Origin of the sequence: Variovorax sp. ZS18.2.2 (assembly GCF_024701975.1) — a bacterium.
Lineage (GTDB): Bacteria > Pseudomonadota > Gammaproteobacteria > Burkholderiales > Burkholderiaceae_C > Variovorax.
The window spans coordinates 85,048-98,302 of sequence record NZ_JANLNM010000005.1 but is presented as its reverse complement, the minus strand read 5'-3'; the positions used below and the strand labels follow the sequence as shown (position 1 = coordinate 98,302).

The window sequence follows — 13,255 nt, the reverse complement described above, 5'->3', positions numbered from 1 at the left end:
AGTCGGCCAAGCTCCACGGACATGATCCATGGGCCTACCTCAAGGACGTGCTCGAGCGTCTGCCGACGCATCTGAACAGCCGAATCGATGAGTTGCTACCGCACAAGTGGCGTCCTGCCTGACCTGAGCCAGCCCGCCCATATCCGACATCGCGTTCGGCCGTCAACGTGGGACGGCTGGCCGCTTACGCAGCATGTCACCCTCAATCCTGTACACGGCGGTGTAGCGGTGAGCAACCCCTTCGTTCAGATACCCCAGTGACGCTTTCGCTCCTCGCGCTTTGAGCACGGAGTTGAATGCAGAAATGTTGCGTGGCTGGTTCATCGCAGGCAATTTGGCTGGATCCCTCGCTTGGAAAGCGTTCAAAGTATCAGCAACGTACGCCCACAGATGTTCGGTAGCGCACAGACGGAACCGCATGACGCCTCTTTACGGAAGCGGCGCTGGCCTCAGGCTGTTTATCGCTTGTTAAAGCTTAGAGGTGCATCAGGGAACGCTGACGGTCGTGATGTGCCGAGCACACATTACTTCACCGGACGCTCACGGAATACTCCGCCAAACCAACGGGGTGTTGACGGTTCGTCGGCGCGAAACAGGACGGCGCTCAGAAGAGAGCGCCTACGCCTTTCACTTCGGGTTGTTCAGCACCGGCGGCCAAGGTGCACCGCGGCTCACCGAGTTCCATGCGGGATGCTTCATCGCTGCGTCGAGCTCAGCGACGACTTGCTCGCGGGTTTTGGGTTCGCCCGTCTTCGCAACGGGCCACGGCGCGCCGCGGCTAGCAGCATTCCAGGCAGGTTGCTTCATTGCCGAGCTCAGGTCCGAGTCGATGTCTGCTCGGCTCCGCTTGGAGGCATGGTCCGGATGATAGGTCGCCCCGGCTTCGTTGGGTGCGGGGTGATAGGCGCCCGCGGCGGATGCGCTTACGGCTGAAAAAGCTGCAGCGACGACGGCTGCTGCGGTCGCGGCGGAACGAAAAGTGCGAATCGACATTAGGGTCTCCTTGTTGTATTCCGCCCCGAAGAGTCCGGGGCGCTCAACGACTCTAGAAAGCCTTTCGAACACTTGGCCTGCAACCGGATTACAAATGCGTCATCGAAATGTCATAAACAACAAGAACACCATCTGGGTGGACCAGCGTGGTGTTCTGATTTTTCTACCTCGCGAATACCGAGGTTAGGTGTCGGCGATTGCGCCTGAGGGCTATGTCTTGTCGGCTCGTGTTCGGTTGCCGGCAAACATGCTGCAATGGGCAAATTCCCCTCCGGATCAGCGCGTGACGGCATTTCCGTCAACTGGCGTCAGCGAAGCACTGGCCGCGTCACTCGAGCCGCGAAGCTGAGCATATGCGCGGCTTGCCTTGGCGTAGGCCGGATGGTTGCCGCTTGCATATGCGTCGCTGTAGCTGAGAGCGCCCAGGCCGGATCGGATCCAGTTCATCGTGTCGGCTTGCACCGCCGCGCGGGTCTTTTGCTGGACTTGTACGACGGCCTGCGGATTGCCCTCCGGGTAGCCGAGCGTAGGTGCGGCGGCCATCCAGGCGCGCGTCTCTGCGGCCACTGCGGGGCTGGAGACGTTGGAAGTTTGCGCAACAGGGCGCGGGTCACCTTCTGCATAGTTGCCGGCGAAAGCTGGAACCGCCGCGGCAGCGAGAAGCAAGGAGGCGAGGGGCAGTCGAAGCGAGGAGATTTGCATGAGGAAGTCCTTGGATTGGTAGGTTCATACGCAGCCGTTCTCGACTGCGTGAATGAACTTTAAAAAACCAGTCCGCCAGGCTTCTAACTGCGGGATTACAGTTTGGTTATCAGCTTTTCACTTGAGGCTGAAGCGGATGGGCTGGGGTGCTTGGCCCTTCAGGGAAACGTTGGCGACCACCTTGGTTCCCGCGCCCACGGCGAAAGTGCCTTTGGCCTGGAGAGAGTCCGCAGCCGGCACCAGCGCGGCTTCCTCCTTCTTTCCCGCCGACAGCAAGGTCACCTTGGCGGTAGCGCCTGCGAGATCCACTGGTTTTCCGTGGTCAGACACGTACAGGGAAATCAGGTCGGGCCGAGCAACGAGCTCGTAGCTCACATCCTTTGCGACAGTCACGATGCCGCCATGCGCGGGCTTGGCCTCATCCTTATGGGCTGCTGCCCCCTTGCCTTCGTGTTCGTGCCCTTTGTGATCGTCGGCAGCGAATGCGCCGCTCGAAATGCCCAGCGTCGCGGCTGCGATGAATGTTGCGAGTTTCATGATGGCTCTCTGGTATGAATGGCGCCCCCGTTGAACGGCCGTGCGGGGGCAATCACGGCACTGACCCTAGGCGGCTGGCTGTGGAGGGATCTCATGCTCCAAAGCAGCTTGCTTCTGAGCCTCGTTGAACACCGCCTCCTCCTCGTCTCGACCATGGGCCAGTCGATAGAGCACTGGCAGCACCAACAACGTCAGTGCCGTTGAGGAAAGAATCCCACCGATCACCACTGTCGCGAGCGGCTGCTGCACCTCGGCCCCTGTGCCTGTCGCGATCGCCATCGGCACAAAGCCCAAAGATGCGACGAGCGCGGTCATGAGCACTGGGCGAAGGCGGGTGAGCGCACCCTCGTGAATGGCGTGGTCCAACGACGCGCCCCCTTCGCGAAGGTTCCGGATGAAGGAAATCATCACCAGGCCGTTGAGAACGGCGACCCCCGACAGCGCGATGAACCCGACGGCCGCGGTAATCGACAACGGGATGTCACGCAGCCACAGCGCCAGAATGCCGCCGGTGAGCGCAAACGGAATGCCGGTAAATACGATCAACCCGTCTTTCATGTTGCCGAACATGGCGAACAGCAGCGTGAAGACCAGCAGCAGCGCGACAGGCACCACGATCTGCAGACGCTTGGTGGCAGACTGAAGGTTCTCGAACTGGCCGCCCCACGTGGTCCAGTAACCGGTTGGGATCTTCACCTGCGAATCGAGTGCTCCCGTCGCTTCACTGACGAAGGACCCGAGATCGCGGCCGCGTACGTTGGCGCTGACGACGATGCGACGTTTCCCATCCTCCCGGCTCACCTGGTTCGGGCCCGGCGCCAGTTCCAGTGTGGCGACCTCGCTCAACGGAATGAAGTTCACGCGGGCAGCGTTTGCTCCAGCGCCGGCAACGGACGTTGCCCCGACGACGTCGGCCGCGGCCGCGCTGGCGGGCAGCGCGATGGGAAGGCGCTTGATCGCCTCGAGGTCGCCTCTCACGTTGTCCGGCAGCCTGACAACAATGTCGAAGCGCCTATCCCCCTCGAAGAGGGTGCCTGCATTGCGACCGCCGATTGCAGTGGCGATGGTGTCCTGGACATCCGCGATGTTCAGCCCATAGCGCGTGGCCTTGTCTCGATCGATGTTGACCGTCAGCATCGGCAGACCTGTTGTCTGCTCCACGTTGACTTCGGCTGAACCAGGGATCGATTTCAGAACACCTTCGATCTCTCGCGCCGTTTTGTTCAGTACATCCATGTCGTCGCCGAAGACTTTCACGGCAACGTCGGCCCGCACGCCCGAGACCAGTTCATTGAAACGCAACTGGATAGGCTGCGAGAACTCGTAGTTGTTGCCCGGGATCTTCGCGACTTCCTTCTGCACCCCCTGAAGAACCTCTTGACGCGTGCGCCTGGGCTCCGGCCATTGATCCACCGGCTTAAGCATCACATACGCATCCGAGATGTTCGGCGGCATGGGGTCGGAGGCGATCTCCGCAGTGCCTGTTCGCGCAAAGATTCGATCGATCTCCGGAAATTTCTCCTTGAGCGTGCGTTCCAGCTGCTGCTGCATTTGAACCGACTGACTCAGGCTCGTTCCAGGGATGCGCAACGCCTGCACGGCAAAGTCACCCTCGTTCAAGTTCGGGATGAACTCGCTGCCCAGTCGGGTTGCCAGCAAGCCGGCGAGGACCACTGCAATGCCGGCCACCGTGAGAACCACCGCCTTGGCCTCGAGCACGCGTACCAGCATCGGCTCATACGCTTTCTTGGCCCAGCCCATCAGGCGGTTTTCCTTCTCCGAAACTTTCTTGCCGATGAACAATGCAACGGCCGCGGGAATGAATGTGACTGACAGAATCATCGCGCCGAGCAAGGCGATCACAACGGTGAGGGCCATCGGATGGAACATCTTCCCTTCCACGCCAGTGAGCGCGAAGATGGGCAGATAGACGATCATGATGATCAGTTGCCCGAAGAGCAGCGCGCGGCGAGCCTCCTGAGAAGCGGCGAAGACTTCGTGGAAGCGTTCCTTGCGGGTCAGTGGTCTCCCGTGCCTGTGCTGAGCATGAGCCAACCTGCGCACGCAGTTCTCCACGATCACGACCGCACCGTCGATGATGATGCCGAAGTCGAGCGCGCCCAGACTCATCAAGTTGGCGCTGACCTTCTGATTGACCATGCCGGTGAAGGTGAACAGCATCGACAGCGGAATCACCATCGCCGTGATCACTGCGGCACGCATGTTCCCCAGGAACAGGAAGAGCACCACGATCACGAGCACCGCGCCTTCGAGCAGGTTCTTTTTGACCGTGGCGATCGCCTTGTCGACGAGCACGGTCCGGTCGTAGACGGTGATAGCTTCGACGCCTTCAGGAAGCGTTCGGTTGATGTCCGCCATCTTTTTCGCGACAGCCTGCGAAACGATGCGGCTGTTTTCGCCGATCAGCATGAAAACAGTGCCCAGCACGACCTCACGACCGTTGTCGGTCGCAGCACCTGTGCGCAGTTCCTTCCCGATCCCGACCTCCGCGACGTCACGCACGCGCACCGGCGTGCTTCCGTTGCTCGAAAGAATGATGTTGCGCAGATCCTCCACGCCTCGCGCCTGGCCAGGCGCACGGATGAGGTACTGCTCGCCGCGACGTTCGATGTAGCCTGCGCCAACGTTTGTGTTGTTGCGCTCCAGAGCCTTGACCACGTCCGCCATCGACAGCCCATGCGCGGACAGCTTCTCTGGAAGAGGGGCGATCTGATACTGCTTCTCGTAGCCGCCGATGGAATTGATTTCCGTGACCCCGGCCACGTTGCGCAGCTGCGGCTTGATGATCCAGTCCTGAATTTCTCTCAGGTCCGTCGAGGTGTACGGGGTACCATCGGGCTTCTTTGCTCCGTCCTTCGCTTCCACCGTCCAAAGATAGATTTCGCCGAGACCCGTGGAGATGGGACCGACCTGCGGATGGACGCCTTCAGGCATCTCGCCGCTTGCAGATTGGAGACGTTCGTTGACGAGCTGGCGCGCAAAGTAGACGTCAGTTCCGTCCTTGAAGATCACGGTGACTTGCGAGAGACCATAGCGCGACAACGAGCGTGTCTGAAGCAGCCCAGGCAGGCCCGCCATGACAGTCTCGATCGGGAAGGTCACGCGCTGTTCCGTCTCCAGCGGTGAATAGCCAGGAGCACTGGTATTGATCTGAACCTGGACGTTGGTAATGTCCGGGACAGCGTCAATCGGCAGCTTTTGATAGCTGTATACGCCAAGGCCTGCCATGGCCACCACAGCCAGCAGAACCAGCCATCGTTGTTCGATGGCGAAGCGAATGATGCGTTCAAACATGCGTGTTCCGCCTCAATGCGTATGGGTCGCAGAGCCCTTGCCCTGCTCGGATTTCACAACGAAGCTGCCCGCGGCAGCGTACGTCGCGCCCGCCTTCAGGCCGCTGACGATTTCCACACGCTTGCCATCCGTCCGGCCGATCTGCACGGGCTGCGGCACGAATCCGCCAGGGACCTTGAGAAAGACGACAGGTTTGTCCTCGACGGTCTGCAGAGCAGAGGAAGCAACCGTCACGGGCGAGATGACTTCGTTGGCGAGTACTTCAACACTGACGAAGAGACCCGGTCGCCAGGCACCTTGCGGGTTGGGCAACACCACGCGAGCACGTGCAGTACGGGTCTGTTCGCCGATCAGAGAGCCGACGTAAGCGACGGTGCCGTTGGTCGTTGCATCGAAGGCGCCTGATCGCACGACGACACGCTCACCCACGCGCACCTGCTGGAGGTCGCGTGCTGGAACGTTCATCTCGGCCCACACATTGGACAAGTCGGAGATGGTGAACACGCTCGCGTCTTCCTTGACCGATTCACCCAGGGCGATGTGCTTCTCCACGACCATGCCGTCGAAGGGTGCGCGTAGCTCGAAGCGCCCCAGAGAACTGCTGCTGGTTGAGGCGCCGACAGTCAGCAGCTTTTGCGTCGCATTGGCCACGCTGATCTCTGCTTCACGAAGCGCTTGCTGGGCCTGGAGGACATCCTGCTCTGGCGAAATCTTCTGTTCCCAGAGCGACTTTTCGCGATCGTAGGTGGTCTTGGCGAGCTCGCGCCGCCGCTGGGCAGCCTGAAGTTCAGAACGGGTCTCGGATATCGCGGCACTGGAAACGACCGCCAGTACCTGCCCCTTCTTGACCCGTTCCCCGAGGTTCGCACTGACGCTGTCCACGACGCCGGCGACCCGCGGGACGATGTGCGCAGTGCGGTCCTCATTGAAGCGGATCTCGCCCGGGAACTGGAGTCCACTGCGAATCGATTCCGGTGTGCTGGTATCGAGCGTGATGCTCGATGCCTTGATCTGGGCGTCGGTCATGTTGACCTTGCCCTCTTGCTGATTGAACGTGAACAGGTACGGTTCTTTCGGCGTCTGCACGGCGATCGTGGCTTCGAAGATATGAGGCTCCGCCACCGTCTGCTGACTCGTCAGAACGCCTGCGACCGGCGCCAGCTTGACTTCTTGTTGGTCGCCGTTCGGGCGATTCAACGTAACCGTTACCTCGGCGTCGGTCGGCGCGATCGGCTTTTCCTTGTCATAGAGCCATGCCTTGAACCTTGGCTCGCCGTTCTCCTCGGCCAGCTTCAGCTCGATGCTGAAGTCGCCTTCCGTGAAACGCTGTCCGCCGTTGGGGCCTTTGGGTGCGGATTCCTCTTCGTGTCCGCCCTCTTCGGATTTGCCGTGCCCGTGGCCATCGTCCTCGGCGCTCTTGCCGTGACCGTGCCCATCCTCGCCTTTGGCCGTTTCCTCGGCATGGCCACCGCCCTCGACCGCTTTCTTGGATGAGCCGCCGCGCAATATGAGCGCACCTGCGGCCGCACCGACGATGAGGAGAAAAATGATGATGAAAAGCTGCTTGCGCCCGGGCTTTCCGAGCGTCGACTGCCAAGAGTTGGCCATGATCGGTCCTTAAGGATTGGAGACGGGGGAGCCGCTTGCAGCGGCGGGGCCGCCAAGCAGGCGGTCCAGATCAGTGATGGAGCGATGCAGTTCGTAGAGCGACCTCAGGTACTGCGAACGTGCCTGCAGCAAAGTACGCTGCGCGTCGAGGGCATCCAGGTAGCTGAACTTGCCCAGTTCGAAACCTTTGGCGGCTGCGTCAAATGCAGTCTGTGCACCCGGCAGGATGTCCGACTGGAGTGCCTCGACCTCGGCCAGGGTGGTGACGTATCGCTGGCGCGCGCCGCCTACGTCGGCACGCAGCCTGAGTTCGAGCGCACGAGCATCCTCTTCCGCCTTGTCCTGACGTCGAAGCGCCTCCGTGATGTTTCCCCGATTGGTGTCGAAGATGGGCAATGGCACAGAGATGCCCACGACCGCCTGGCTGCGCCCGACTTCCCTTGAACGCATCGTTCCTGCATTCAGGGTGATGTCCGGAATGCGCTTGGCCTTCTCGAGTTCCGAGAGAGCGCCGTATCGCTTTACTTCCAGACGTGCCTGCCGCATGGAGGGCGCGTTCGTGATCCGATCCTCGATGGTCTCCTGGGTCTGCGGCTTGGGAATCTGCAGCGCATTGCCGTCGACCGCGTCAAACACCGCAGTCGGTCCCGTCAACGCACGAAGCTGATAGAGGTTTGTTTGCAACTCACCACGCGCCTGGACCAATTCCAGTCGGACATTGGCTTCCGCGACTTTCGCTTTCGTCTCCTCGACCGGAGATACCTTGCCAGCAGTGACGCGCTTGCCTGCTGTCTCACTGCCGGTTCGCGCAAGTTCGAGCGATGCTTGCGCCAGTCGCACACGGTCCTGCGAGATCAGGGTGGCGAAGAATGCCGCCGTCACATTCGCCCGGATGTCTGCGTACTTTGTCTCGAGCTGTACGCGCGCGACATCGATGGCACGCTCTGCCGCCTCGATACGTGCGCCCCGCTTGCCGCCAAGCTCGAACGGCTGGCTCAGCAGTACTGTGGTCGTGCGTGTGTCGCGCCGCACATCTTCAACCTCGACGCTCAGCGTGGGATTCTGGAAGACACCGGCCTGGACGCGCGCACCCTCCATCGCTTCGACCTCGCGTCGAGAAGAAGCGATTTCGGGATTTCCATCAAGGGCGATCTGGATCGCGGCCGCCAAGGTAAGGGGCGGAGAAGTTGGAACAACAGGCAAAGGAGCCTGATTCGGCACAGGGGGCGTACCCGAGCTGCTGCCTTGAGCGAGCGCACTGCTGCCCGCGAATGCCGAAAGCGCGAGCGCGAACGGCACGATAAACCTGCACATCGAATTCTCCAGTCAAAGGAACGAGACAAGGGAATCCGGCGCGATCGTCAGAACATCGTTTGTGAGCGAAAAAGTAAGACAGATGCGCGCCGGGTCAACCGGCGCGCATCCATTTCGGGCGATCGATGTCTTCGTCGACCCTGAAGTTGTAGGGCTTGGAGGTTGCTCCTACAAAAGCGCATCCTTGGGGACCCACGAAAGACCTGTCCAAGGCCGCTCCAAACTGAGCTACACCAGTCTGGCAGTAGCTGCAGTCGTCGTGTTCAAGGAATATGGGCTTGTCCGCCAGATCGGCTTCTTGTTGCACGAGGTCCAAGGCGTCAGCCTGATGCTGATGGACATGGTGCCCGATATGAAACGAAGTTGGCTTGGTCTCGTGCTCGCAATAGGTCGCGACCGCCGCCCAGGTGAACTGGGTTGGCAGCAAAAGCATCAAGACGACAAGCAAGCAGCGGACCATCGAGGAATTTTATCTATGCGATATGAAGTCGCACATGACTCAAGATCACTCATGACCAGGAGCGTGCAGTGCGCCAATGGAGGGCGAAGGGATATGAAGGGCAAACCGCATTCGTGACTGCGATCCTATGAGCTATTTTGCCAAGAACGTGAACTTCAAGATTACATTGCTGTAATCTGACCCACCACCCCTGGCGGCGCGGCGGTGGCGTGTATGTGCTGCAAGTCGACGTCGACCGCGCGACAGGCCGGGACCAGCGATCTCCAGAAACTCCGTAAGCCAAGCAGTGATGCTCATCAGGGGGGTACGTCTGCCGCCGAGTGTATCGACATCCAACGGCAGCGACGCTGGACTGCGCAGGCGCGGTCGGATTTGCACGTCCGCGCTCCTCAGCGGCATGAAATGCTCGCTGGCTCCGTCGGGCGCCCCGGCGCGGGGCCTTGCGGCATGCTTGCCATCCCTGTTCAATGCGAAACCCTTTGCGACCTCGCACCATGAGGGGTCCGTTGAGGCAGGACGCCGCGGCGACCTGTATGCACACCGCTTCGAGGCCCGTGAACCAAGCGAGATAAGCCATCGGACCTGAACCCGCGCATTGAGCGGACGCATTCAGTGCGCCGGCAAGATTTCGACGCACGGCCCTGCAGTGAGCCCTGCGGTGAGACGCCTGCGCCTCGGCAACCGTGGTCAGATTACACATCTGTAATGCGGCAGTTCGTCGATTGTCGATGCGCATTGCTAGGATGGCGGAGCACCGGCCGGCAGTCCCCCCGGAAATACAGAAAACAAGAACACCGACATGACAAGCTCAATTTGGGGAGTATGGGGAGACGTGACGAATCACATCGTACGCATGGCCTTGGCTTTCATCTTCACCCTGCCCATTGCATGGAATCGCGAGCACGGCTCGAACAGTGCCGGGTTGCGTACGTTTCCGATCGTGGCAATGGCGAGCTGTGGGTTCGTACTGCTCGCGATTGAAGTTCTCGGCGAACATTCAGTAGGCCAAGCCCGAATCCTTGAGGGCGTGATCACCGGCATCGGCTTCATCGGCGGTGGCGCAATCCTCAAATCAGGCACGAGTACCCATGGCACCGCCACTGCGGCAAGCATCCTCAATACCGGAGTGGTGGGCGCCGCAGTAGGATTCGGGTACTACGACATCGGTTTTGTACTTGCCCTGGCTAACTTCCTTGTCCTGTTCGCACTCAGCAGGTTCAAGCCGCTGGGTAAGGGAGATGCGGATGGCTCGGAGCAGTAGGAGCTAGCGCCGGCTTAGTGGATGTGTCGATGGTGAGAGTCAGGGACGTGCGCGTGAGCATGGCGAATTAGCTCATGGACATGAGAGTGGCTATGTGAGCCCACGGGGAGTACATCGTGGGTATGGTCGTGGTGGCCGTCATCATGACGATGTGCGTGCTCGTGCTCCATCCGCTCGTGTGCATGCTCGTGGCCATGCGATTCCACTAAGTGCAGTGCCACGCCAAGCATCATGAAGATGCCGCCGACCGCCATTGCCCACGTGCCGCTTCGATCACCAAGCGCGATGGCAAAAGCTGCGCCGATGAACGGTGCAAAGGCAAAAACCGAGCCAGTCCGAGCTGCACCGAAGGCGCGCTGCGCGAGCAGGTAGAAGCGAAGGCTTAAGCCATAGCCACTCGCTCCGACCGCGAACAGGACCATTGCGGCGGTCAATGCAGGTGGACGCTCTCCGAACAGCCAAGCCAGCAAGGCCGTCGCCGCGGCACCCATCGCGGCCTTGCCTAACACGACCTGACCCGGATCACGCTCGGCCAAGGCCCGCGAGAGTGTGTTGTCCATACCCCAGGCAGCAGTCGCGACGAGCACGGCAAGCATTCCCCAGAGTTGCGTCCCGCCCCCGCGACCTTGATCCAGAACCAACGCCACGCCGCCGGCTAACAAGCACAGCATAGCCAGCCATACGCGTCGCTCCATGGTCTCCTGATAGAGCAGTCGCGCCAACAGCGCCGTGAACAGTGCCTCCAACGTCAGCATCAGCGAAGCGCTGGTGCCGCTTGTGTGCTGAAGTCCCCAGGCAAGACCAACCGGACCAAGTATCGCGCCGAAAGCTGCCATCAGCGAAAGCCTCGGTAGATCAGCGCGCACCATTCGCGCTTCGCGCTCCACTCGCTGGCGGGAAGCAAAACCAACGGCAGCCGCGCCCGCGTAGAGCAGCGCAGCGGTCGTGAGGGCACCCAATCCCTTCCCGAAGTGCTGGACAAGTGGTGTGCTGATCCCGAAGAGGGCGGCGGCGAGTAGGGCGAGCAGGCCGCCTCTCACCGCTGGGAGAGAAAGTTGTCGAGCAGTCATGGCCGAGTCACTCGATCGTCAAACGGACCGTCGCTGTCTTGCGCTCTTCGGTCACTGCGGCAATCACCTTGGCGCCCTTGCCGAGCGTGTACCCGTGGCCTCCAGCGTGTCGCCATCGGTCAGCCTCAGCCCAGAACTTTTCGGCGCCGTTGAGGACGGGCAGCTTGCCGCTCATCTGCTTAACGTCGTAATCGTCATCGTGGTCCACCACGTGGATGGCCGCCCTATCGGCCGCCACAACGGATTCGACGGACATGTCGTTCGCTGCCTGCACCACGCCGGCATGGCGGGCCGGCGCAGCTTCTTGGGCAAAGGCTGGTGAGGTGGCGATAGCCGACGCGAAGAGAAGCAAGGCAGTGCAAAGGCTTGAGCGTTTGAATCTTCATGATGATCTGGTTTCCTATGTTCATTTTGCAGCGCGCTTCGATACCAGCTCCATTCCTGCACAAACATGAATGCCGTAATCGACGGTTTGGCAGTCAACCTTTGGCGCGGGGTTTAAGAAGATTCGCGAGGGCCTTCTGGTCTTCGGCCAACTGGATGCGCATGAGCTGAAGCACTCGCAGGGCGAGGCCGGACAGCGGCTGCCCAGGGGGAAGCACCAACACCCCCGCGAAAGAGACTTCCAGGGACAGCGGACGGATGGCCAAACCGCGTTGGGCGTATTCCATGGCGGTGACCGGGTTGACGAAGCCGATGCCCATTCCGCTCAAGGCCATTTCGCACACGCTCGCCGCGTAGGGCGTCTCGACCAGCACGCTCAACCCGACGTTGCACTCCGCCAAGGCCCGCTCCAGACGCCGCCGGGATGCATCTTCGGGGTTGAGCGCCAGGAATGGCTCTTCCGCAAGCTGATGCGGCTGGATGGTTCTCGCCTTGGTCAGGCGGTGCTTCGCATGCATCACCACCACACCCGGAAAGCGCGCGAACTCGGAATGCTCCAGGCCTGTCGTCGGCATCTCATCGGCCATCAGCCCGAAGTCGACCTGCCGCCCCAGGACGGCCTCGTGCACCTCCCGCGAGCTGAGCACCTGCAGCGAAATTTGCGGCCGGGCGTCGCTGTCGCGGCGCTCGGCCACCAGCCGCGACAGAACCCGAGGGACGAAGGTCAGGCCAAAGGCCGGGTAGACCGCCATGCGCAGCGTGTTGACGCCGAAACGCTTGAGGCTGCGCATGCGGTGCTCGATGCTGCTCAGGCCCACGAAGACTCGTTCGACCTCGACCAACAAGGCTTGCGCTTCGGGCGTCGGATGCAGACGGCCTCGCAATCGGCGAAACAGAGGGAATCCCGCCGATTCCTCGAGTCTGCGCAACGACTGGCTGATGGCGGGCTGCGTGACGCCCAGGAGCGCCGCCGCCTTGCTCGCAGAGCCTACGGACATCACGGAACGGAAAACCTCGATCTCTCGGAGCAACATATAACAACCGCTTATGGAGAAAGAATTTCGAGTGCGATTCAGATTATCCCCATCGTCCTAGAGTTGGCGTCTTCAGCCACCTTCCGGAGAAGCGACATGAAACTTCAAACAGTTCTTGCAGTGACCGTCCTGGCATGTGCCGCACCTGCGTGGGCGCACGATTTTTCCGGCGACATCGCCAAATTCCAGACCATCGCCGCCACCAAGAAACCGGACAGCCAGCAAGCGCTTGCAGCGAAGCTTGCGCTGGAGCGCGCGCAGGGCGAGATGGAGCAGTCGGATGTGAAGATGGTGTTGCGCATCCGCTCGATGACCAACGCAGGCCTGCGCGCCATCGGCGAACAACCGGCCTTTCTCACCAGCGAGTACAAGCGCCTGGAGGCTGCACTGGCCAACCCCAAGACCAACGACCCGGCCAAGATCGCCGCGGCCAAGGAAACCTTCGCCCGCCTGTCGGTGGAGATGAAGGTCTACACCGATCTCGAGAACATGGCCGTCGATCAGATGAAGCAAGCGCTGCAGCTCATCGAATCCGCACCCGCCAACTGATCGCACTTCCAACGAACAGCTCCGTCTT

General features: G+C 61.0%; 13 protein-coding genes and 1 pseudogene. 5 read left to right on the top strand and 9 right to left on the bottom strand.

Annotated elements, in window-relative coordinates; translation table 11 throughout:
* Nucleotides 1–2: 2 nt before the first annotated feature.
* A pseudogene (locus NU688_RS19805) lies at nt 3–122 on the top strand (transposase domain-containing protein); the annotation flags it as partial.
* A 505-nt stretch (nt 123–627) separates the two neighbouring features.
* Here NU688_RS19805 and NU688_RS19800 read toward each other — a convergent pair.
* The 6 genes from NU688_RS19800 to NU688_RS19775 all read right to left on the bottom strand — a co-directional run bounded on the left by NU688_RS19800 (nt 628) and on the right by NU688_RS19775 (nt 8,454).
* Nucleotides 628–993 carry a DUF4148 domain-containing protein gene (locus NU688_RS19800; RefSeq protein ID WP_257862512.1) on the bottom strand — a complete coding sequence of 122 codons (366 nt, stop codon included), beginning with the start codon at nt 991–993 and terminating at the stop codon, nt 628–630.
* Nucleotides 994–1,269: 276 nt separating this feature from the next.
* Complete coding sequence (locus NU688_RS19795) at nt 1,270–1,695, bottom strand: hypothetical protein (protein ID WP_257862511.1); 426 nt, start codon at nt 1,693–1,695, stop codon at nt 1,270–1,272.
* Between the two features lie 117 nt (nt 1,696–1,812).
* Nucleotides 1,813–2,232, bottom strand: coding sequence for a hypothetical protein (locus NU688_RS19790; RefSeq protein WP_257862510.1), 420 nt, complete (start codon nt 2,230–2,232; stop codon nt 1,813–1,815).
* A 66-nt stretch (nt 2,233–2,298) separates the two neighbouring features.
* Complete coding sequence (locus NU688_RS19785) at nt 2,299–5,547, bottom strand: CusA/CzcA family heavy metal efflux RND transporter (protein WP_257862509.1); 3,249 nt, start codon at nt 5,545–5,547, stop codon at nt 2,299–2,301.
* Nucleotides 5,548–5,559: 12 nt separating this feature from the next.
* Nucleotides 5,560–7,155 (bottom strand): efflux RND transporter periplasmic adaptor subunit, encoded by a 1,596-nt coding sequence (locus NU688_RS19780; protein WP_257862508.1) that lies wholly within the window; start codon nt 7,153–7,155, stop codon nt 5,560–5,562.
* Between the two features lie 9 nt (nt 7,156–7,164).
* Complete coding sequence (locus NU688_RS19775) at nt 7,165–8,454, bottom strand: TolC family protein (RefSeq protein WP_257862507.1); 1,290 nt, start codon at nt 8,452–8,454, stop codon at nt 7,165–7,167.
* A 76-nt stretch (nt 8,455–8,530) separates the two neighbouring features.
* On the opposite strand from NU688_RS19775, the gene NU688_RS19770 reads away from it, so the two are divergent.
* On the top strand, nt 8,531–9,046 hold the full coding sequence (locus NU688_RS19770; RefSeq protein WP_257862506.1) for a hypothetical protein: 516 nt from the start codon (nt 8,531–8,533) through the stop codon (nt 9,044–9,046).
* 682 nt (nt 9,047–9,728) lie between these two features.
* Entirely contained in the window at nt 9,729–10,190 is a 462-nt protein-coding gene (locus tag NU688_RS19765) for an MgtC/SapB family protein (protein WP_257862505.1), read from the top strand.
* A 14-nt stretch (nt 10,191–10,204) separates the two neighbouring features.
* Here NU688_RS19765 and NU688_RS19760 read toward each other — a convergent pair whose 3' ends face one another.
* Together NU688_RS19760 and NU688_RS19755 are read right to left on the bottom strand one after the other, a co-directional pair.
* Nucleotides 10,205–11,260, bottom strand: coding sequence for a DMT family transporter (locus NU688_RS19760; protein ID WP_257862504.1), 1,056 nt, complete (start codon nt 11,258–11,260; stop codon nt 10,205–10,207).
* A 7-nt stretch (nt 11,261–11,267) separates the two neighbouring features.
* Nucleotides 11,268–11,516, bottom strand: coding sequence for a hypothetical protein (locus tag NU688_RS19755; RefSeq protein WP_257862503.1), 249 nt, complete (start codon nt 11,514–11,516; stop codon nt 11,268–11,270).
* Between NU688_RS19755 and NU688_RS19750 the strand changes: the two genes are divergently transcribed.
* Nucleotides 11,515–11,715, top strand: coding sequence for a hypothetical protein (locus NU688_RS19750; protein WP_257862502.1), 201 nt, complete (start codon nt 11,515–11,517; stop codon nt 11,713–11,715). The genes NU688_RS19755 and NU688_RS19750 overlap by 2 nt on opposite strands.
* A 24-nt stretch (nt 11,716–11,739) precedes the next feature.
* On the opposite strand, the gene NU688_RS19745 is transcribed toward NU688_RS19750, so the two are convergent.
* Nucleotides 11,740–12,678 (bottom strand): LysR substrate-binding domain-containing protein, encoded by a 939-nt coding sequence (locus NU688_RS19745; protein ID WP_257862501.1) that lies wholly within the window; start codon nt 12,676–12,678, stop codon nt 11,740–11,742.
* Between the two features lie 96 nt (nt 12,679–12,774).
* On the opposite strand from NU688_RS19745, the gene NU688_RS19740 reads away from it, so the two are divergent.
* Complete coding sequence (locus NU688_RS19740) at nt 12,775–13,227, top strand: hypothetical protein (RefSeq protein ID WP_257862499.1); 453 nt, start codon at nt 12,775–12,777, stop codon at nt 13,225–13,227.
* Nucleotides 13,228–13,255: the final 28 nt, after the last annotated feature.